Origin of the sequence: Pseudomonas sp. F8002 (assembly GCF_013385495.1) — a bacterium.
Classification (GTDB): domain Bacteria; phylum Pseudomonadota; class Gammaproteobacteria; order Pseudomonadales; family Pseudomonadaceae; genus Aquipseudomonas.
Genome location: NZ_JACAPW010000001.1, coordinates 30916 through 50058 on the forward strand (window position 1 = coordinate 30916; position 19143 = coordinate 50058).

General features: G+C 60.3%; 18 protein-coding genes and 5 tRNA genes. 15 read left to right on the forward strand and 8 right to left on the reverse strand.

The window, feature by feature from the left end:
- Nucleotides 1-20 precede the first annotated feature (20 nt).
- The 5 genes from clpB to HX811_RS00190 all read left to right on the forward strand — a co-directional run bounded on the left by clpB (nucleotide 21) and on the right by HX811_RS00190 (nucleotide 3300).
- On the forward strand, nucleotides 21-2585 hold the full coding sequence (clpB, locus tag HX811_RS00170; protein WP_177044323.1) for an ATP-dependent chaperone ClpB: 2565 nt from the start codon (nucleotides 21-23) through the stop codon (nucleotides 2583-2585).
- A 300-nt stretch (nucleotides 2586-2885) separates the two neighbouring features.
- Nucleotides 2886-2961, forward strand: a tRNA-Asn gene (locus tag HX811_RS00175).
- Between the two features lie 10 nt (nucleotides 2962-2971).
- Nucleotides 2972-3048, forward strand: a tRNA-Pro gene (locus HX811_RS00180).
- A gap of 5 nt (nucleotides 3049-3053) precedes the next feature.
- Nucleotides 3054-3129, forward strand: a tRNA-Lys gene (locus tag HX811_RS00185).
- A 94-nt stretch (nucleotides 3130-3223) separates the two neighbouring features.
- A tRNA-Pro gene (locus HX811_RS00190) sits at nucleotides 3224-3300 on the forward strand.
- Nucleotides 3301-3492: 192 nt separating this feature from the next.
- On the opposite strand, the gene HX811_RS00195 is transcribed toward HX811_RS00190, so the two are convergent.
- The 3 genes from HX811_RS00195 to HX811_RS00205 form a co-directional block, all read right to left on the reverse strand.
- Nucleotides 3493-4791, reverse strand: coding sequence for an NAD(P)/FAD-dependent oxidoreductase (locus HX811_RS00195; protein WP_003215906.1), 1299 nt, complete (start codon nucleotides 4789-4791; stop codon nucleotides 3493-3495).
- 60 nt (nucleotides 4792-4851) lie between these two features.
- Complete coding sequence (locus HX811_RS00200) at nucleotides 4852-5025, reverse strand: DUF3094 family protein (RefSeq protein WP_010174986.1); 174 nt, start codon at nucleotides 5023-5025, stop codon at nucleotides 4852-4854.
- A gap of 89 nt (nucleotides 5026-5114) precedes the next feature.
- Nucleotides 5115-5744: a DUF1780 domain-containing protein gene (locus HX811_RS00205; RefSeq protein WP_008437312.1), complete on the reverse strand. Its 630-nt coding sequence runs from the start codon at nucleotides 5742-5744 to the stop codon at nucleotides 5115-5117.
- 102 nt (nucleotides 5745-5846) lie between these two features.
- Between HX811_RS00205 and HX811_RS00210 the strand changes: the two genes are divergently transcribed.
- From HX811_RS00210 to HX811_RS00220, 3 genes are all read left to right on the forward strand, one after another.
- Complete coding sequence (locus HX811_RS00210; RefSeq protein ID WP_177044325.1) at nucleotides 5847-6314, forward strand: FAD/FMN-containing dehydrogenase; 468 nt, start codon at nucleotides 5847-5849, stop codon at nucleotides 6312-6314.
- A complete protein-coding gene (locus HX811_RS00215) occupies nucleotides 6311-7000 on the forward strand; it encodes an energy-coupling factor ABC transporter permease (protein WP_177044330.1) in 690 nt (229 codons plus the stop codon). The genes HX811_RS00210 and HX811_RS00215 overlap by 4 nt, the downstream gene beginning before the upstream one ends.
- 65 nt (nucleotides 7001-7065) lie before the next feature.
- On the forward strand, nucleotides 7066-7281 hold the full coding sequence (locus HX811_RS00220; RefSeq protein ID WP_003215917.1) for a hypothetical protein: 216 nt from the start codon (nucleotides 7066-7068) through the stop codon (nucleotides 7279-7281).
- Here the strand turns inward: HX811_RS00220 and yacG are convergent.
- From yacG to HX811_RS00240, 4 genes are read right to left on the reverse strand one after another with little or no spacing between them, the layout of a single operon-like run.
- Complete coding sequence (yacG, locus tag HX811_RS00225; protein ID WP_177044331.1) at nucleotides 7278-7478, reverse strand: DNA gyrase inhibitor YacG; 201 nt, start codon at nucleotides 7476-7478, stop codon at nucleotides 7278-7280. The genes HX811_RS00220 and yacG overlap by 4 nt on opposite strands.
- Nucleotides 7475-8098 carry a dephospho-CoA kinase gene (coaE, locus tag HX811_RS00230; protein ID WP_003215920.1) on the reverse strand — a complete coding sequence of 208 codons (624 nt, stop codon included), beginning with the start codon at nucleotides 8096-8098 and terminating at the stop codon, nucleotides 7475-7477. The genes yacG and coaE overlap by 4 nt, the downstream gene beginning before the upstream one ends.
- Nucleotides 8095-8925, reverse strand: coding sequence for an A24 family peptidase (locus tag HX811_RS00235; RefSeq protein ID WP_177044535.1), 831 nt, complete (start codon nucleotides 8923-8925; stop codon nucleotides 8095-8097). The genes coaE and HX811_RS00235 overlap by 4 nt, the downstream gene beginning before the upstream one ends.
- A 44-nt stretch (nucleotides 8926-8969) precedes the next feature.
- The gene (locus HX811_RS00240) at nucleotides 8970-10178 is read right to left on the reverse strand and encodes a type II secretion system F family protein (RefSeq protein WP_218172216.1); all 1209 of its coding nucleotides are present in this window, start codon (nucleotides 10176-10178) and stop codon (nucleotides 8970-8972) included.
- 201 nt (nucleotides 10179-10379) lie between these two features.
- Here HX811_RS00240 and HX811_RS00245 point away from each other — a divergent pair, with 201 nt between their 5' ends.
- The 4 genes from HX811_RS00245 to HX811_RS00260 all read left to right on the forward strand — a co-directional run bounded on the left by HX811_RS00245 (nucleotide 10380) and on the right by HX811_RS00260 (nucleotide 12842).
- Nucleotides 10380-10793 carry a pilin gene (locus HX811_RS00245; RefSeq protein ID WP_177044332.1) on the forward strand — a complete coding sequence of 138 codons (414 nt, stop codon included), beginning with the start codon at nucleotides 10380-10382 and terminating at the stop codon, nucleotides 10791-10793.
- Nucleotides 10794-10878: 85 nt separating this feature from the next.
- Complete coding sequence (locus HX811_RS00250; protein WP_177044333.1) at nucleotides 10879-12288, forward strand: O-antigen ligase; 1410 nt, start codon at nucleotides 10879-10881, stop codon at nucleotides 12286-12288.
- Between the two features lie 39 nt (nucleotides 12289-12327).
- Nucleotides 12328-12400, forward strand: a tRNA-Thr gene (locus HX811_RS00255).
- Between the two features lie 136 nt (nucleotides 12401-12536).
- The gene (locus tag HX811_RS00260) at nucleotides 12537-12842 is read left to right on the forward strand and encodes a DUF6388 family protein (RefSeq protein WP_008437299.1); all 306 of its coding nucleotides are present in this window, start codon (nucleotides 12537-12539) and stop codon (nucleotides 12840-12842) included.
- 134 nt (nucleotides 12843-12976) lie between these two features.
- On the opposite strand, the gene nadC is transcribed toward HX811_RS00260, so the two are convergent.
- Entirely contained in the window at nucleotides 12977-13825 is an 849-nt protein-coding gene (nadC, locus tag HX811_RS00265; protein ID WP_008437288.1) for a carboxylating nicotinate-nucleotide diphosphorylase, read from the reverse strand.
- Nucleotides 13826-14107: 282 nt separating this feature from the next.
- On the opposite strand from nadC, the gene HX811_RS00270 reads away from it, so the two are divergent.
- The 3 genes from HX811_RS00270 (at nucleotide 14108) to ampE (ending at nucleotide 17725) form a co-directional block, all read left to right on the forward strand.
- Complete coding sequence (locus HX811_RS00270; protein WP_177044334.1) at nucleotides 14108-16267, forward strand: DUF1631 domain-containing protein; 2160 nt, start codon at nucleotides 14108-14110, stop codon at nucleotides 16265-16267.
- Between the two features lie 61 nt (nucleotides 16268-16328).
- Nucleotides 16329-16892, forward strand: coding sequence for a 1,6-anhydro-N-acetylmuramyl-L-alanine amidase AmpD (gene ampD, locus HX811_RS00275; RefSeq protein WP_003215934.1), 564 nt, complete (start codon nucleotides 16329-16331; stop codon nucleotides 16890-16892).
- Nucleotides 16889-17725 carry a regulatory signaling modulator protein AmpE gene (ampE, locus tag HX811_RS00280; protein WP_003215936.1) on the forward strand — a complete coding sequence of 279 codons (837 nt, stop codon included), beginning with the start codon at nucleotides 16889-16891 and terminating at the stop codon, nucleotides 17723-17725. The genes ampD and ampE overlap by 4 nt, the downstream gene beginning before the upstream one ends.
- Nucleotides 17726-19143 lie beyond the last annotated feature (1418 nt).

The following is a 19143-nucleotide window of genomic DNA, read 5'->3' on the forward strand; positions in this document are numbered from 1 at the left end:
GCTCAAAAGGAAGGTGACTAATGCGTATTGATCGTTTAACCAGCAAATTGCAGTTGGCTTTATCCGATGCCCAATCTCTGGCGGTTGGCCTGGATCATCCGGCCATCGAGCCTGCGCACTTGATGCAAGCGCTCCTGGAGCAGCAAGGCGGTTCCATCAAACCCTTGCTGATGCAGGTGGGCTTCGACGTCAACAGCCTGCGCAAGGAGTTGAGCAAAGAGCTCGACCAACTGCCGAAAATCCAAAACCCGACTGGCGACGTGAACATGTCCCAGGATCTGGCGCGTCTGCTTAACCAGGCGGATCGACTGGCGCAGCAAAAGGGTGACCAGTTCATCTCCAGTGAAGTGGTGCTGCTCGCCGCGATGGACGACAACAGCAAACTCGGCAAATTGTTGCTGGGCCAGGGCGTGAGCAAAAAAGCCCTGGAAAACGCCATCAACAACCTGCGCGGCGGCGAGGCGGTAAATGACCCTAACCACGAGGAGTCCCGCCAGGCCCTGGACAAATACACCGTCGACCTGACCAAGCGCGCCGAAGAAGGCAAGCTTGACCCGGTGATCGGCCGTGACGACGAAATTCGTCGCACCATCCAGGTCCTGCAGCGTCGCACCAAGAACAACCCGGTGCTGATCGGCGAACCTGGCGTGGGTAAAACCGCGATTGCCGAAGGCCTGGCCCAGCGCATCATCAATGGTGAAGTGCCGGACGGCCTTAAAGGCAAGCGCCTGCTGTCCCTGGACATGGGGTCGCTGATTGCCGGCGCCAAGTTCCGTGGCGAGTTCGAAGAGCGCCTCAAATCCCTGCTGAACGAACTGTCGAAGCAGGAAGGGCAGATCATTCTGTTTATCGACGAACTGCACACCATGGTCGGCGCCGGTAAAGGCGAAGGCTCGATGGACGCGGGCAACATGCTCAAGCCGGCACTGGCGCGGGGCGAGTTGCATTGCGTGGGTGCGACCACGCTGAACGAATACCGTCAGTACATCGAGAAGGACGCGGCCCTTGAGCGTCGCTTCCAGAAAGTATTGGTGGAAGAACCGAGCGAAGAAGACACCATCGCGATCCTGCGTGGCTTGAAAGAGCGGTATGAGGTCCACCATAAAGTCGCGATCACCGACGGTGCGATCATCGCGGCGGCGAAACTGAGCCATCGCTACATCACTGATCGGCAGTTGCCGGACAAGGCCATCGACTTGATCGACGAAGCGGCCAGCCGCATTCGGATGGAGATCGATTCGAAGCCCGAAGTGCTGGACCGTCTGGATCGGCGCCTGATTCAGCTGAAAGTTGAATCCCAGGCCCTGAAGAAAGAAGAAGACGAGCCGGCGAAGAAACGCCTGGAAAAACTCCAGGAAGAAATTGTTCGCCTGGAACGCGAGTATTCGGACCTCGAAGAAATCTGGACCTCGGAAAAAGCCGAAGTGCAGGGTTCTGCGCAGATCCAGCAAAAGATCGAGCAGTCCCGTCAGGAACTGGAAGCAGCCCGCCGTAAAGGCGACCTGAACCGCATGGCCGAGTTGCAGTACGGGGTGATACCGGACCTGGAGCGTAGCCTGCAGATGGTCGACCAGCACGGCAAGCCTGAGAACCAGCTGCTGCGCAGTAAGGTGACCGAGGAAGAAATCGCCGAAGTCGTCTCGAAGTGGACCGGTATCCCGGTGTCGAAAATGCTCGAAGGCGAGCGCGACAAGCTGCTGAAGATGGAAAGCCTGTTGCACCAGCGCGTCATCGGCCAGGAAGAGGCGGTGGTCGCGGTGTCCAACGCGGTGCGGCGTTCGCGGGCCGGGTTGTCCGACCCGAACCGTCCGAGCGGCTCGTTCATGTTCCTCGGCCCGACCGGCGTGGGCAAGACCGAGTTGTGCAAGGCCCTGGCCGAATTCCTCTTCGATACCGAAGAGGCGATGGTGCGGATCGATATGTCCGAGTTCATGGAGAAACATTCCGTGGCTCGCCTGATCGGGGCGCCACCAGGCTATGTAGGGTACGAGGAAGGCGGTTACCTGACTGAAGCGGTACGGCGCAAGCCTTACTCGGTGATCCTCCTGGACGAGGTCGAGAAGGCCCACCCGGATGTGTTCAACGTGTTGCTGCAAGTGCTGGAAGATGGTCGCCTGACGGACAGTCACGGGCGTACCGTGGACTTCCGCAATACGGTGATCGTGATGACCTCCAACCTGGGCTCGGTACAGATCCAGGAGCTGGTGGGTGACCGTGAAGCCCAGCGTGCAGCGGTAATGGACGCGCTGACCAGCCACTTCCGGCCGGAGTTCATCAACCGGGTCGACGAAGTGGTGATCTTCGAGCCTCTGGCGCGGGATCAGATCGCGGGCATTACCGAGATCCAGTTGGGCCGCCTGCGCAGCCGTCTGGCGGAGCGCGAGTTGTCACTGGTGCTGAGCCGCGACGCGTTGGACAAGCTGATCGCGGTTGGTTACGACCCTGTTTATGGCGCACGGCCGTTGAAACGTGCGATCCAGCGCTGGATCGAGAACCCGTTGGCGCAGCTGATCCTGTCGGGCAGCTTTATGCCGGGCACCAGCGTCGAGGCAACGGTGGAGAACGACGAAATCGTCTTCCACTAAGCCCAAGCGGTACTGCTATAAGAATAGGCCCCGCATTGCGGGGCCTTTTTTTTCGATAGGGCGTTGAACTGTAAGGCAAAGGCTTGTAAAGTGCGCCCCGCAGCAACGTCAGCCCAACGGTTTCTTCTCCCCAAGGAGAAATCAGAAAGAAGCGCAAATCATTGTCTTAAAAGCAATTTAAAGGGTTGACAGGGGTTTTTAAGATTGTAGAATAGCGCGCCTCAGAGACACTAACGTAGCGATACGGAAGCGTCGAAGAGAAGGTAACATGCAACAACGTAACACTTTGAAATATGTAGTTCCGTGATAGCTCAGTCGGTAGAGCAAATGACTGTTAATCATTGGGTCCCAGGTTCGAGTCCTGGTCACGGAGCCAATTTCAAAACCGGGGTATAGCGCAGTCCGGTAGCGCGCCTGCTTTGGGAGCAGGATGTCAGGAGTTCGAATCCCCTTACCCCGACCATATTTGGGTCGTTAGCTCAGTTGGTAGAGCAGTTGGCTTTTAACCAATTGGTCGTAGGTTCGAATCCCACACGACCCACCATTTTTGAGACCAGTTAACGCTGGAATCGAATCTTAAGATCAGAGGCCAAAAGCGCTGATCGAAGAAGGCGACTGAGAGGTCGCCTTTTTTTTACCGGGGTATAGCGCAGTCCGGTAGCGCGCCTGCTTTGGGAGCAGGATGTCAGGAGTTCGAATCCCCTTACCCCGACCATATTAAAAATCCTCGTATCGAAAGATACGGGGATTTTTTTTGTGCGCGAAATCCTGGCCTCACCACAAAACAAATGTGGGAGCGGGCTTGCTCGCGAAAGCGGTGTGTCAGTCAGTGCACCTGGCACTGAACCACCGCTTTCGCGAGCAAGCCCGCTCCCACACTCACCGAGTCCTATCCCGGAACGTGCTGTCAGTGCAGTTTCAGGCGCGGCTCGGTCCCTCGCCCGATCTTGCTCCCCAGCATCAGCATCGCCGTGCGGAAGAAGCCATACAGCGCCATCTGGTGCATGCGATACAGCGACACATAGAACATCCGCGCCAGCCAGCCTTCCAGCATCACGCTGCCCGTCAGGTTGCCCATCAAGTTACCCACCGCCGAGAAGCGCGACAGCGAGATCAGCGAGCCGTAGTCGGTGTACTTGTACGACGGCAGGTCCTTGCCCTCGATTCGCAGTTTCAGCGACTTGGCCAGCAACGATGCCTGCTGGTGAGCTGCCTGGGCCCGTGGCGGCACATTGCGATCGGTGCCGGGTTGCGGGCAGGCCGCGCAGTCACCAAAGGCGAAGATGTTCTCGTCGCGGGTGGTTTGCAGGGTCGGCAGCACTTGCAGTTGGTTGATACGGTTGGTTTCCAGGCCGTCGATGTCCTTGAGGAAGCCTGGCGCACGAATCCCGGCAGCCCATACCTTGAGGCTGGCCGGGATTACCTGGCCGCTGCTGGTGATCAGGGCGTCGGCCGTCACTTCACTCACGGCGGAGTTGGTCAGCACCGTCACTCCGAGTTTCTCCAGGGTTTTATGCACAGGGCCGCCAATACGCTCCGGCAGTGCAGGCAACACCCGTGGGCCGGCTTCGATCAGGGTGATGTGCATGTTTTCCGGCTTGATCTTGTCCAGGCCATAGGCGGCCAGTTCATGCGCGGCGTTATGCAGCTCGGCGGCCAGCTCGACGCCGGTGGCACCGGCGCCGACGATGGCGACGCTGATCTGCTCTACCACGTCCGTCTGCCCGGCATGGGCGCGCAGATAGTGATTGAGCAATTGCTGGTGGAAACGCTCAGCCTGCTTGCGGGTGTCGAGGAACAGGCAGTGTTGTGCCGCGCCTTCGGTGCCGAAGTCATTGGTGGTGCTGCCGACGGCGATCACCAAGCTGTCGTAGCCCAGCACGCGCGCGGGCACCAGCTCCCGGCCTTCTTCGTCGAGGGTGGCGGCCAGCTGGATTTTTTTCTGCTCGCGATCAAGCCCGCTCATGCGCCCCAGCTGGAACTCGAAGTGGTTCCATTTTGCTTGGGCAACATAATTGAGTTCGTCTTCCGAAGAGTTCAGCGAGCCGGCCGCCACCTCGTGGAGCAAGGGTTTCCAGATGTGGGTGAGGTTGGCATCCACCAGGGTGACGCTGGCGATGCCGCGCTTGCCCAGAGTCTTACCCAGGCGGGTAGCCAACTCCAGGCCGCCGGCGCCGCCGCCGACGATAATAATACGATGGGTCATGGGGATATCTCGCAAGGCTAAAGGAAATCGGTGCAGTTACCCGAGCGAGCGCCAGGCAGCTCATAGCGTCAGGTAACTCAAAAGGCGGCTCAGCAAACCCAGGCCGATCACAGCAACCAGCACCACCGCAAGGAGCAGCCAGGGCCGGAAAGGCTTGCGCTCGACTTGGTTCTGGGACAGTTGCAGGTACTCTTCGACATGCTGTTGGTCGTCGGGGTTCAGGCGGCTGGTCATAAAGGCCTCGTCAGGTAGACGTTGCTGAAGGGCGCCACGTTACAGTCGGGTGATTGGCGGCATTGCCTGAAGCATAGTCGCCAACCCGATCACAGGCTGATGCCCACATCGAACACTATGCTGCGCCCCAGATTGTTGCGCAAGAAGTCCGGTGCGTCCGGGTGCGCGAACAGTACGCGGGCGAAGGTCGGCCCCACGAGGGACAGCGAGCGCCAGCCCTGGCGCAGGTACTCGGTGGGAGGAGGGAAGTGACTGTTGAGGTCCAGTACTTCGCGCTTGAGGCTGGCGAAGGCGATGAGGTCCAGCTCCCCCAGGTCCATCCCGCGCTCTTTATAGTTGTGTGCCTTCTTGCGCAGGGTGGGCGCCAGGCGCAAAAGGAATTCGTGGGCGGGAATGCGCCGGGGCTTGGCTTCTCGCCGAACCAGTTGGCTCAGGGAAAACGCGCTGCGCCGCCGCAGCAGTTCGTCGCGCCATTCATCGTTCAGGCGCCGGCCTTCATCGAGTACGAAAAACACTTCGAAACTGGCGTCGCGAAACAGCACGTCCGGCGGTTCTTGCCCGGCGGCGTGGAATTCTTCGGCGCGATAGGGCACGTTCAAGCCTTGCAACAGGCGCTGGCAGACCCAACGCTCACGCTCCCATTTGCGGGCATTGGACAGGAACGCGTTGGCTTGTTCGGCCGCTACGGTGAGCAGGCGCAAATAATCTGAGTCATCCATGTCACCAGCTTAGCGTCCAAATGATGACCGCAGGAAGTCCCGCGTCAAAAGGTCGGTGTAGACTGGCCACTCGGCAGTTTCCCGTGGCATGAGGAGTATGCAGTGAAGTGTTTTGTGGTGCTGTTCCTGAGTCTTTTGCCCGTGTGGGCTCAAGCCGTCGAAGTGGGTAAGCGCGTTGCACCCTGGACGTTGCTTGATCAGTTCGACCAGGCCTACACCCTGGATGACCAGGCGCAAACCTTGCTCGTAGCGCGCAGCATGGACGCCGCCAAGATCGTCGATGCGGCGCTGCAGGGCCAGCCCAAGGGTTACCTGGAAGCTCGGCATGCGGTGTTTCTCGCCGATATCCAGCGCATGCCCCGGCTGATCGCGAAGATGTTCGCGGTGCCGGCGATGCAGGCCTACAACTATCGCGTCATGCTCGACCGCGATGCCCGTGTTACCCCGCGCTATCCCGCATCTGTGAATAAAGTGCTGTGGCTGCAACTGGATCACGGGACGCTGGTGGCGCAGCGCGAATACGATTCCGCCGCTGAACTGCGCCAGGCCCTGGAGCAGGTGCAGCCGTGATCAGCGCAGCGGTGTTGGCGCCGGAAACCCTCAGCATCGGCTGGCTGCTGTATGCGCCGGTGGTGATGTGGGCGCTCCTGCGTTCGCCGTGGGTCGAGCTGTTTGCCGACCGCCGACGCCAGCACTTGCTGTTCGGCACCGTATTCGCACTGTTCATGTTGTGGTTGGTGCGCCGGGATTTCGACACCGGGGTGTCCTATCACTTCATCGGCATGACCGCCGTGACCTTGCTGCTCGATTGGCCCCTGGCGATTGTCGGTGGCTTTGCCGCGCAGCTCGGCCTGGTGTTGCTCGGCCGCCAGGACCTGGCCGCCGTGGGGGTCAACGGCATGCTGCTGATCCTGTTGCCGGTGCTGGTCACCGAAGGCTGTGCGCTGCTGGTGGAGCGGGCGAAGCCACGCAATCCCTTTGTGTATATCTTCTGTTCGGGCTTTTTCGCCGCCGCACTGTCGGCCTTGCTGTGCCTGCTGGCAGGCCTGGGGCTGCTGTGGTTCGATGGCCGTTTTGCGATGCCGGAATGGATCGAGGATTTTGTCGGCTACTTGTGGCTGATCATTTTCCCCGAGGCCTTTATCAATGGCATGGTGATCAGCGCCCTGGTGGTGTTCTGCCCCGAGTGGCTGGAGACATTCAACCGCACTCGCTACCTCTCGGCGCCCTGGAAGGATGACGATCCGCGGCCTTGATCCAGGTCAAATGCCGCACGCGCAAGTGGTCGCATGCTCTGCAAAATTTCCAGGAGCACGAAATCATGAGTGTGTACGAGTGGGCACGGCAGGAGTTACGCAGAAGCCAGGACGCGGCGCAGGAAATCGGCTTTGACCCGGGCTTGACCCTGCGCGCCATGCTCAGTGCGGTGGTGCAGCAGAGCAAGGGCGTGCGCAGTTTTGAAGACCTGGCCGACGAGCTGCAATACCTTGCAGAGAATCTCGACGACCAGCAGGACTATGGCTTTATGCGGCCTTAGTGTTTGAGCTGAAAGTCTCCTGAGAACACTTCGTCCTCGGCGTCCGGGCTGACCGGGATCTTGTGTTCCTCGGACGCCCAGGCGCCCAGGTCGATCAGTTTGCAACGGTCCGAACAGAAGGGACGGTTGACGTTTTCTGCTTTCCATTCCACAGGTGCGCCGCAGGTTGGGCATTCGACGTTCAAGGGTTGGCTCATGATCGGCCTCCACGCAAAGTAAGGTAAAAGTGGTGCAGTCGCTCGACCTCGGCGTGCAGCCGGGCCAGGTCCTGGTCATTGACCAGCACGTCATCGGCATGGCGCAGGCGGTCTTCACGGGTGGCCTGGGCCTTGAGAATCGCCTGCACCTGCGCTTCGCTGATGCCATCGCGTTGCAGGGTACGCTGTATCTGCAACGATTGCGGCACGTCGATCACCAGCACCCGCTGGGTCATGGTGTACTGGCCGGACTCGATCAGCAGCGGTGACACCAGGATCGCGTAAGGCGATTGTGCACGCGCCAGGTGGCTGCGAATCTCCTCGGCGATCAGCGGGTGCAGCAACGCCTCCAGCCAGCGGCGCTCGTCGGGCACTTCGAAGATCAGCTTGCGCAACGCGCCGCGGTCCAGTTGCCCGTCAGGCTGCAGCACATCCGCACCGAAATGCCCGGCAATCTGCGCCAGGGCAGGGCGCCCGGGTTCGACTACCCAGCGCGCGGCGTGGTCGGCGTCAATCAAGTCCACGCCAAGCCGGACGAAGTGTTCGGCGGCCGCGCTTTTGCCACTGCCGATGCCGCCAGTGAGGCCAAGAATCCAGGGTGTTGCGACAGAAGTGGTCATCTGAAACCGACAGACTGCAAATAGAAGTCGGTTATTTGACCACCCCAGAGCAATGCAATCCAGCCGGCAATTGCCAGATACGGACCAAAAGGCATTGGAGTGGATGCGTGGGCTTTGCGCAGGCGCAATAGAATCAGGCCTCCCATCACACCCACCAGGGAAGACAGCAACAGCGTCATCGGCAGGATCTGCCAGCCGCCCCAGGCACCGAGCATGGCCAGCAGCTTGAAATCCCCGTGCCCCATCCCGTCCTTGCCGGTAATCAGCTTGAACACCCAGAACACCGACCACAGGCTCATGTAGCCGGCTACCGCGCCCCACAGCGCATCGTGCAATGACACAAAAACGCCAAAGCTGTTGAGGATCAGGCCCAGCCACAGCAACGGCAGCACCAGCACATCCGGCAGCAGTTGGTGGTCTGCATCGATCAGGCTCATCGCCAGCAAGCCCCAACTCAACAACAACACCGCTCCGGCTGCCCAGCCAAAACCGAAATGCCAGGCGACAACCGCCGAGATCAGCCCGCACGCCAGTTCGGTGATGGGATAACGCGCGCCAATAGGTTGATGGCAACTTGAGCAACGTCCCTTGAGCAGTACATAACTGAGCAGCGGAATATTCTCCCAGGGGCGAATCGGGTGGCTGCAGTGTGGGCAACAGGAGTTGGGGCGCATCAGGTTATAGGGAGCCGCGATGGGCTCGGCGGGAAGGCCCAGTACTTCATGGGCCTGGGCTCGCCATTCACGTTCCAGCATCTTCGGCAGGCGCCATACCAGCACGTTGATAAAACTGCCGACAATCATGCCCAGCAGCAACGCGCCTGACATAAACACCCACGGCTGATAAACGAGGATCTCAGTCAATGGCGTGCTCAAAAGGCTGTACCGAGTTGAAAGATCGGCAGGTACATGGCCAGCACCAATGCCCCGACGATGCCGCCGAGTACCACCATGATCAGCGGCTCCATGAGGCTGGTAAGGTTGTCCACCAGGTTGTCGACGTCAGCCTCGTAGTGGCAGGCGACTTTTTCCAGCATGTTATCGAGGGTGCCCGACTCCTCGCCGATAGCCGTCATCTGGATCGCCATGCCTGGAAACAGGCCGCTTGTGGCCATGGATTCATTCAGCTGGATTCCGGTTGCAACGTCGTGCCGCATACGATTGATTGCCTGTTTGAACTGCCCGTTACCCGTGGCGCCGGCCACGGAATCCAATGCCTGCACCAATGGAACGCCCGCCGCAAAGGTGGTCGAGAGCGTGCGAGCGTAGCGGGCGACCGCCGATTTTTTCAGCAGTGTGCCTGCCACGGGAGCTTTCAACAAACTGGCATCGAGCCAGTGGCGAAAGCCTGTGGACGAGCGATAGGCTTTGCGCATTCCTGCGAAACCGGCACCCGCGGCCAGGATCAGCATCCACCAGCTTTGCTGCATGAACTCCGACAGGCTGATGACGCCCAGGGTAAAGCCCGGCAGTTGTGCATCGACGCCGGCAAACAACCCCTGAAACTGCGGCACCACGTGAATCAGCAGGATTGCGCTGACAGCGGTGGCGACTGCCAGTACCGTCACGGGATAGGTCATGGCCTTCTTGATTCTGGCTTTCAGCTGTTCGCTTTTTTCCAGGTGAATGGCCACCCTTTCCAGCAGCGCTTCGAGTGCGCCCGCCTGTTCACCCGCCGCAACCAGGTTGCAGTACAGATCATCGAAGTAGCGTGGGTATTTCTGCAAGGCGACAGCCAGGCTGCTGCCGGCGGCGATCTCCTGCTTCAAGCCTTGTACCAGCGCCCCCATATGCCGGTTGTCGAAGCCCTCGGCGATGATATCCAGCGCCTGTAAAAGTGCGATACCTGCCTTCAGCAGCGTCGCCAGTTGGCGGGTGAATAGGGCGATCTCTGCCGGTTTGACCGGCAGGGCGAGGCTCGGCCAACCGGCGAATTTCTTGCGTACGCGCCCAGGATTGATACCTTGCTGGCGCAGCAGTGCCTTGATCAGGGCGGGATTGTGACCACGGGTTTCTCCGGATACCTTGCGCCCCTTGCGGTTGACGCCTTCCCAGGCATAGATCGCTGAAACATCATTCATTTCACGGTTCCGCACACAGACAGTGGAAGATTTATAGCTTAGTCAGGTGACGGATTCGGGCAGGCTCGCCGTGAGCGAAAAAATGTCAGTTTGTGCGTCTTGTTCAGCATTGGTTGCGCGGGGGTGAGTACACTGGCGCGGTTGCCGAGACGGGGTGCAGGATGCGCCTCGCGAAAGGTTTTATTCTGGAGAGTGAATGTGATGCGTCAGAAAGGTTTTACCTTGATCGAATTGTTGATCGTCGTGGCAATCATCGGCATTTTGGCCACCATCGGCCTGCCCATGTACACCAAGCACCAGGCCAAGGCCAAGTTCACCGCAGGGCTGGCCGAAGTCTCCGCGTTGAAGGCGGGCTTTGAAGACACGCTGAACCAGGGGACGCCACCGACCCTGGCATTGATCGGCGGGACCAGCCCCACGGCCAACTGCAGGATTGAGGTGACTGGCGACGTGGCCACGGGGGCGGGCACGATCGCCTGCGAAATCCTCGACGCACCCGCGCCGGTCCTGGGCAAGATCATCACCTTGACCCGTAGCGCCACAACCGGCTGGAAGTGCACCACCACGGCAGAAGACCAATACGCCGCTAAAGGTTGTGCTTCCGGCGGCGCCTGATCATCAGGTCGTCTACTGTTTACGCAGCAATGGAGAGCGTGTGTGTAAACCGCTCACACCCACCACAAGGAAGTAGAGGTTGCCGATGACGTTGTCTGTCCAGCAGCGGGGGAACCTATTCCTCGTCGTGGTTATGTGTCTGCTGATGCTGGCTATCTGCGCGCCGTTCAGTAGCCATGACTGGCAACGTGCGGTGCAGATATCGGTGGGGCTGTGTGCGGTGGTGTATGGGCTGTGCTTGCCGCGGGCAGAGCGATGCGTCGACAGGTCGACAGCGCTCGGGGTGTCGCTGATCGGGGGCGCGGGGCTGGTTTCGGCCCTGTTGGCCCACCAGCCACTCTGGGCGTTGACCGAGCTGGCGCTGCTCATCAGTTGCTGCGCCATTGCCGTGGCTTTCAGCCGGGCCAGGCGCAATGGGGATGAGTCCCTGGATCGTGTATTGGTGCTGTTCGTATTGCTGCTGTGCATGGTTAAAAGTATTCAATATCTGCACGCCGGGGTCCTCGCCTTCACCAGCGGCGAAGCAATCGTGAATACCGATTTGCTGTTGTCCGGGTTCTCCAATAAACGTTTCTACGGTCAGTTCCAGACCTTCACCCTGCCGCTGCTGGCGCTTCCCTTGCTGGTTTCAAACGTCGCTCGTCCAGCGCGGGGCGCAGTATTCGCCCTGCTGTGTGTCTGGTGGCTGATCGCGATCGGTGGCGGTACCCGCGGCACCTGGCTCGGTATGGGCGCTGCCGGCTGCGTCCTGATGTTCCTGGGGCCGCAGGGGCGTCGCTGGCTGGCCTGGCAGTTGGCGGCACTGGCCTGTGGGTTAGTGTTGTATTGGTTGGTCTTCACGGTGCTGGCAGGGTACTTGGGGATTGTAATTTCCAATGGTGCCGTAGATCGACTGACCACCAACCTTTCGGGGCGTGGGCCGATATGGTTGCAGGCCTGGAGCATGATTATCGAGCGGCCCTGGCTGGGTTTCGGGCCGATGCATTTTGCCGACATCGCCAATGACATTGCCGCGCATCCCCACCAGGCGATTCTGCAGTGGGCCAGCGAATGGGGCGTACCGTCGACGCTGTGCGTGATCGCGTTGGTCGCGTGGGCGGGTTGGTCAACCTTGGACGTGTTGCGTAAGCGTGCGTTGTCATTGGCGCCCGTGGACCTGCTGCGCCTGTGCCTGTTTGCCTCGCTGATCGGTGCACTGACCCAGGCACAGGTGGATGGGGTAATCGTGATGCCGGTGTCGCAACTCTGGCTGGCGCTGGTGGTTGGCTGGCTGATGGGATTGCATGTGTGGCGCGTTCCATCGGTCGCCCCGGTACCGGCGTTGTACAGGGTGTGGATGGCAGCGAGTGTCGTGGCCGTGGGCTTGCTGGTGTTCGTCGCGATTCGTGATGTGCCCCGACTCACGGAGCGCAGCGAGCACTACATGGGCCTGAGTAACGGTCACCTGCAGCCACGCTTTTGGGTGCAAGGTGTGATTGCCCTCGAAATGCAGTGAGTTGCCGGACGTCCAAGGCAGTGCTAGCTTTAGCCCACCGCCCGTGTAGCTCAGCCGGTAGAGCAGCGCACTCGTAACGCGAAGGTCGCAGGTTCGATTCCTGTCTCGGGCACAAAGGCAACACAGTTTTCAGATGATCCCAGAATGGTTCTGAAGGCCAGACGAACCGGTATTCATGCCTGTTCTTTTGTATCTGCGCGACCTTGATGACCCAGATGCATCCCCATTCCTCGATCTAAGAGAACGACATGACCACACAAGAAATGACCCAGGAAGCGCGGCACGAAGCAGCCCTCAAAAAGTACGTCGCGGAGTCGCCGGAACTGCTGGATGAGATCAAGGACCTGAGCGCCGATGATCAAAGGGACCAGATCCAATGGGCGTTTGAGGATGAGGCCGAGGCCCAGGGCCTGCAGCCATGGGAACTGACCCTGAAGTACACCTCCACCCCCGAAGCGTTCGAGGCGGCGCGCCTGGCTTTGCACAAGGAAGCGGCCGAGGTGTTGGGTGTCGACTGGAACGAGTATTGCGGGATGAACAATCTCGCGATCTGACACAAGTTTAATGTGGCGAGGGAGCTTGCTCCCGCTGGGTTGCGAAGCGACCCCAAAAACCTTGGGAGCGCTGCGCACTCCAGCGGGAGCAAGCTCCCTCGCCACAAAAGCAGGCGCTTACATTTAGGAGCGTTTCAGAGACTCAGCCGCATCGACAAATCCACCGCCTTCACATCCTTGGTCATCGCCCCGATGGAGATGTAGTCCACGCCGGTTTCAGCAATGGGCAGCAGGGTGCTTTCGTTGATCCCGCCACTGGCCTCCAGCTTGGCTTTGCCGTTGTTCAGGCGCACCGCTTCGCGCATGTCATCCAGGCTCAGCTCATCCAGCATGATGATGTCGGCGCCCGCCGCCAGTGCCTCACGCAGTTCCTCCAGGCTTTCCACTTCGATTTCCACCGGCTTGCCCGGGGCGATCTTGTGGGCGGCGCTGATGGCCTGGGCAATGCCGCCGCAGGCTGCGATATGGTTTTCCTTGATCAGGAACGCGTCATACAGGCCGATGCGGTGGTTGTGGCAACCACCGCAGGTCACTGCATATTTTTGCGCCAGGCGCAGGCCGGGCAGGGTCTTGCGGGTATCCAGCAGCTTGACCTGGGTGGACGCGACAAAGTCCGCCAGGTATTGGGCGCGGGTGGCAACGCCTGACAACAGTTGCAGGAAATTCAGCGCGCAACGCTCGCCACTGAGCAGCGAGCGGGCCGGGCCTTCGAGGTGAAACAGCGCCTGGTTGGGGCTGACACGTTCGCCGTCGCGCACCTGCCAATGCACCGCGACGCGTGGGTCCAATTGGCGAAACACCGCTTCCACCCAGGCCGTGCCGCTGATGACGGCGGCGTCGCGCGTGATGATCGTGGCCTTGGCCAGGCGTTCGGCGGGGATCAGTTGTGCGGTGATATCCCCGCTGCCGATGTCTTCCAGCAATGCGCGACGCACATTGGCTTCGATTTCGGCGGTCAGGTCGGCTAGACGAAGATTGGGCATAACAGGCTCCACAAACAAAGTGCCTGGATTATAGGGGCAGGGCGGGCCTGAACCCAAGGCAACTGGCACCACGGGTGCGGTGCGCGATGTTCATTTACACGGCAATCACAGAGTTCGCTGGCGCAACAACCCTCATTTGCAAGATAATCTCGCGCCTTGCAATTGGCGTCATAGCTTTGACGTCACGGTGATAGCCCGCTTTTCGCAGTGCCCCGGCGTGCTTCGCGCCATTGCTGCACCGATCTTTCACACAATCGAATACCGCCGTTTCAGGAGGCCAGGATGCACAATGACGGGAAGGTGGTGCCGATCAATAAGGCACGGGCGACGCCATCGCCGCTCGCCCGCCTGCCGGTGGTGTTGCTCCAGGTCCGTGACAAGGCGGCGCAGCAACTCAGGCAGGGACTGCAGGAGCTGTTTGATAACGCCGACGACACCCTGTTCGAAATGGCCGACAAGACCCGCAGTAACGTCGACCACGGTATTTTCTTTGAAGCCATGCGCGACCTGCGCCTCAAGCGCAAGAATTTCGAGCGTGGCTTCATGGAGCAACTCTACGAAGCGTTTGCCAATCTTGGCAACGTGGAGCGCGGTGAGCTGCAACTGATTCCGGTGGTGTCCTACACCGCGGCGCCCGGGGTCTCGGGCGATGAGCTGGAAAAAGCCGTCGCGCTCGAGGCCATGCTGGGCAAGGTGCTGCGCCGTGACGGGCTCGCCCTTGGGCAATTGACAGCCCGGCTGAATGCCTTGCTCGACAAACGCCTGGATGATCGGGACAACCCCCTGGGCCCGGCAATGCTGTGCGCGTTTTTTCTGCAAGCAGGACGCAGCCTTGGCGTGGAAATCCGGGTCAAGCTGATCATTCTCAAGCTGTTTGAGAAATACGTGCTCAGTGACGCTGATCTGTTGTACGGCGAAGCCAATCAGTTGCTGATCGCCACCGGCGTATTGCCCGAACTCAAGGCCGTGCCATCGCGGCGCGCCGTCGCCACGGCCGAGTTGCCTGAAGACACCCCGCCGATTGCCGGCCACCCGGCAGACGACAGCGGCCAGGAAGTTTTCGCGGCGTTGCAGGAATTGCTGTCGGCAGTGCGCGGCAGCGTGGCACCCACGCTGGAAGCCAGCGCCGAGACCCAGCCCATCTCCACCCGTGACTTGCTGCGCCTGCTCTCCCATTTGCAGCAATATGTGCCTGAGCCTGAGGTCGAGGACGATTTCGACCTGCGCAACCAGCTTGAACAATTGCTGACCCGGGTCAGCGTCAAGAGCGGCAAGTCTCGGGTGGTGGAGGATGCGGACGAGGATGTGATCAACCTGATCGCCATGCTGTTCGAGTTCATCCTCAATGACGGTACGGTGCCCGAGTCCCTCAAGGCGCTGATCGCCCGCCTGCAGATCCCGATGCTGAAAGTGGCGGTGCTGGACAAGAGTTTTTTCAGCCGCACCAATCACCCGGCGCGACGCTTGCTCAATGAAATCGCTTCGGCGGCCATGGGCTGGAGCCAGCGCGACGATTATCAGCGCGACAGCCTGTACCTGCACATCGAGCAGGTAGTGCAGCGGTTGTTGAATGATTTTGTGGATGATCCGGCAATCTTTTCCCAGTTACTGACCGAGTTCACCGCGTTTACCCATGACGAGCGACGCCGCAGCGAATTGCTGGAGCAACGTACCCGCGATGCGGAAGAAGGGCGCGCCCGTACCGAAATCGCTCGTCAGCGTGTAGCCGAAGCCCTCAATCTGCGGTTGTTGGGCAAAGTTCTGCCCGAGGTCGTGGTGCAGTTCCTGCAACAGGCCTGGAGCCAGGTGCTGTTGCTGGCGTGCCTGAAGCATGGCGAGCACTCGCCACAATGGCTGGCCGGGTTGCGCACCATGGACGAGTTGATCTGGAGTGTCGGCCTCAGCGAAGACACCGAAGCCGGCCGGCACCTGCTGGAGCAGTTGCCAGGCTTGCTGAAAGCCTTGCGCGATGGGTTGAGCGGCGCGGCATTCGATCCCTTCATTACCCGGGAATTTTTCACCCGCTTGCAAACCCTGCATGTCCAGTCGTTCCGGGGCAGTGCCGAGGAACAACCGTCGCTGTCGCAAATCGAGGTGCGCGAGGCATTCGTCCTCAGTCCCGCGGCACCGGCCATCGAGGCGAGCCTGCCGGAAGATGATCCCGACCTGCTCAAGGTTCGCCAACTGCGGATCGGTTGCTGGGTGGAATTTCAGGAAGACGCCGAAAACACCCTGCGTTGCAAGCTGACGGCGATTATTGCGCCGGGCAATACCTGTATTTTCGTCAATCGAACCGGCCTCAAGGTATTGGAAAAAAATCCGCTTGAACTGGCCCTGGAGTTCAAGCGCGGCGCGGTGCGAACCCTGGATGATGCGCTGTTGTTCGACCGCGCCCTGGCTTCGGTGATTGGCAACCTGCGCCAACTTCATCGCGCCAAGTGATCGCAACCAGACAGCGGAACGCGGCATACTGAGTCACCCCAGCCTCGTTCAAGGAACCAGTATGCAGTTGGACCCCGCCAGCGGTTGGTGCCAGGGCATTCGTCATTGCCCCTCGCCCAACTTCAACGAGCGCCCCGGTGGCGAGATTTCCCTGTTGGTGGTGCACAACATCAGCCTGCCACCGGCGCAATTCGCCACCGGCAAGGTGCACGAGTTTTTCCAGAATCGCCTGGATGTCACGGAACATCCCTACTTTGAAGGTATTGCCGACCTACGGGTTTCTGCGCATTTTCTGATTGAGCGTGATGGCGCGGTGACGCAGTTTGTCTCGTGCCGGGACCGGGCCTGGCATGCCGGGGTATCGAGCTTCGAGGGGCGTGAGACGTGTAACGACTTTTCCCTGGGGATCGAGTTGGAGGGCACTGATGACCTGCCCTTCACCGATGCCCAGTATCAATCCCTGATCGCCCTGACGCGCCAGTTACTGGCGGCGTACACGGGCATTACCCGCCAGCGCATTTGTGGCCATAGCGATATCGCCCCGGGACGCAAGACCGACCCCGGACCCGAATTTGATTGGGCGCGCTTTCGCAGCGCCTTGCAGGATGGAGGACACGCACAATGAGTTTTCTGGTGTTGGTGCTGGCGGTATGGATCGAGAAGTTCTCGGCCCTGCGTCACCGAATACAACGTGATGGCGGTTGGTTGCGGGAACTGGCCAAGCTGGAGTCGAGCGCCAGCCTGGGCAAGCAGCCGTGGCTGATCCTCACATTGCTGGTGCTGCTGCCGGTGGCCTTGCTTGCGTTGTTGTTGCTGGTGCTGGAGCCAGTGGCCTATGGCCTGTTGGCGCTGCCGGTGCACTTGCTGGTGGTGATCTACAGCCTGGGCCGTGGCGATCTCCTGGCCGGATTGGGCCCGTTCCGTGATGCCTGGCGCCGGGGTGACCTGCAAGCGGCCGAACATGTGGCCGAACGTGACTTGAGCATCAGTGCCGACAGTGGTGAGCAGTTGCTGGAGCGGGTCCAGGGCCATCTGTTGTGGCAGGCCTACCAAAGCTTCTTCGCGGTGATTTTCTGGTACTTCCTCCTCGGGCCGGTGGCCGCCCTGGCCTACCGTCTGCTGGCGCTGGCGACCGAGAACAGCAAGAACCCACTGGTGGCCGAGCGTGCCGGGCAATTGCGCCATGCCTTCGACTGGTTGCCGGTACGTTTGCTGGCGGCGAGTTTCGCCCTGGTCGGCAACTTTGTGGCGGTCGGCCGGGTGATGCTGCATGAGCTGCTGAGCTGGGACATCAGTGCTGCGCAACTGGTGGAGAAGGTGGGCCTGGTGGCCGCGGAGATCCCGCCACCGGTGGTAGGCGCCGAGGGCATCAACAGCCTTGATCGTATCTGGGAGTTGCTGCTGCGTGCCGCCGTGCTGTGGTACGCCGGCTTTGCCATCTGGACCGTGCTGCCCTGATTTGCCCCCCCCCCCTGTAGGAGCGGGCAAGCTCGCTCCTACCTCGTTAACCTTAAGTTACAAACCTCCTTTTCGAATTGAGCTATACAGACAGAGCGCCAAATAGTGGCTATCTGCCGCCGCCCTGCGCCCTCAATAAAAATAAAAGAAAAGGGAGTTCACCTGTGAAGAGCTTGCTCTATCCCGCCGTCGCGTTCATGAACCGCCTGACCTTCGGCATGAAGTTCAGCCTTATCAGCGTGCTGTTCCTGTTGCCGATGCTGGCCACCAACTACTACCTGGTGCGCGATTCCTGGCGTGAATTCCAGGGCACTCGCATCGAGCTGCAAAGCATCGACCTGCTGGGCAGCAGCCTGGCCCTGCGCCGCGACCTGGAAACTCTGAACAACCAGGTACAGATCAACGCAACCCTCGGCCAATCAGGCAAGGCCGGTGATATCGAAAACAAAATCACCGCCCTCGAAGACAGCCTGCTGCAGCGCCTGCAAAGCTTCCACGCCCTGTCCGCCGACCCAGAACAGGCCGCCGCCTTCGAAGCCAAGCGCGATGAAATGATCGCCGCCTTCAAGGCCCAGCAACAGGAAACTTCACTGCTCAGCAAAAGCGCGCTGATCGGAAAACTCCTCAACAAGGCACAGATGCTCAGCCAGATCATCGCCAGCCAGTCGGGTTTGAGCCGTGACCCCCAGGGCGACCTGCGCCAACTCAGTGAGCTGATCACCAGCGTCACCCCGCAAGTCACCCAGACCCTGGGGGAAGGCCGGGCCATGGGGGCTTATTCGTTGGGCCAGGGTTTTCTCAATTCGTCGTCCAGCACTCGTTTTGACGAGTTGCTGCAGCAACTGGAAAAGCTCCAGGCGGAATACGGCCTGAAACTGCAGGATGCCCTCGGCTCCAGCAAGCCCGCCCACGCAGCATTGGCGAGCCTGGCGGACGCGAGTAAGGCCAGCCTCAAGCAAGGCAGTGAGTTGTTCGAAGAGCAGGTCGTGGTGGCCGAAACCCTCGACGCCCCATGGCAAGGCTTCTACGACGACGTCAGCACGTTGATGGCCAAGACCTATCAGCTCGACGAAGCCACCCTGACCTTTCTCGAGCAGCAACTGGAGCAACGCCTGTCAGAAAACCGCACGCACATGATCGGATTGATGGCGGCACTGGCGTCGGTGTTTTTGCTGATCTTCTATTTGTACGCCGGTTTCTACGCCTCCACCCGCACCACCTTGCGCCGCCTGGGGGCGACGATGGACAAGGTGGCGGCCGGTGACATGACCGTCACCTTCGTCGCCCACAGCCGCGACGAACTGGGGGATTTGGGCCAGGTGTTCAACGCCACCGTGGCCAAAATCCATGACCTGATCGAGCGGGTAGGGCACACCGTCAACCAGGTCGAACACCAGGCCGGACAAGTGGAGTCAGTC

Coding starts and splice junctions, on each gene's coding strand:
- HX811_RS00235 (WP_177044535.1), bottom strand. CDS start 8,925: ATGTCAGGCGCGTTGCTGCTGGGCATGATTGTCGGCAGTTTTATCAAC.
- ampE (WP_003215936.1), top strand. CDS start 16,889: ATGAGTTTTCTGGTGTTGGTGCTGGCGGTATGGATCGAGAAGTTCTCG.
- HX811_RS00245 (WP_177044332.1), top strand. CDS start 10,380: ATGCGTCAGAAAGGTTTTACCTTGATCGAATTGTTGATCGTCGTGGCA.
- coaE (WP_003215920.1), bottom strand. CDS start 8,098: ATGACCACTTCTGTCGCAACACCCTGGATTCTTGGCCTCACTGGCGGC.
- HX811_RS00240 (WP_218172216.1), bottom strand. CDS start 10,178: ATGAATGATGTTTCAGCGATCTATGCCTGGGAAGGCGTCAACCGCAAG.
- HX811_RS00205 (WP_008437312.1), bottom strand. CDS start 5,744: ATGGATGACTCAGATTATTTGCGCCTGCTCACCGTAGCGGCCGAACAA.
- HX811_RS00270 (WP_177044334.1), top strand. CDS start 14,108: ATGCACAATGACGGGAAGGTGGTGCCGATCAATAAGGCACGGGCGACG.
- HX811_RS00200 (WP_010174986.1), bottom strand. CDS start 5,025: ATGACCAGCCGCCTGAACCCCGACGACCAACAGCATGTCGAAGAGTAC.
- HX811_RS00195 (WP_003215906.1), bottom strand. CDS start 4,791: ATGACCCATCGTATTATTATCGTCGGCGGCGGCGCCGGCGGCCTGGAG.
- yacG (WP_177044331.1), bottom strand. CDS start 7,478: ATGAGCCAACCCTTGAACGTCGAATGCCCAACCTGCGGCGCACCTGTG.
- nadC (WP_008437288.1), bottom strand. CDS start 13,825: ATGCCCAATCTTCGTCTAGCCGACCTGACCGCCGAAATCGAAGCCAAT.
- ampD (WP_003215934.1), top strand. CDS start 16,329: ATGCAGTTGGACCCCGCCAGCGGTTGGTGCCAGGGCATTCGTCATTGC.
- HX811_RS00250 (WP_177044333.1), top strand. CDS start 10,879: ATGACGTTGTCTGTCCAGCAGCGGGGGAACCTATTCCTCGTCGTGGTT.
- HX811_RS00260 (WP_008437299.1), top strand. CDS start 12,537: ATGACCACACAAGAAATGACCCAGGAAGCGCGGCACGAAGCAGCCCTC.
- HX811_RS00220 (WP_003215917.1), top strand. CDS start 7,066: ATGAGTGTGTACGAGTGGGCACGGCAGGAGTTACGCAGAAGCCAGGAC.
- clpB (WP_177044323.1), top strand. CDS start 21: ATGCGTATTGATCGTTTAACCAGCAAATTGCAGTTGGCTTTATCCGAT.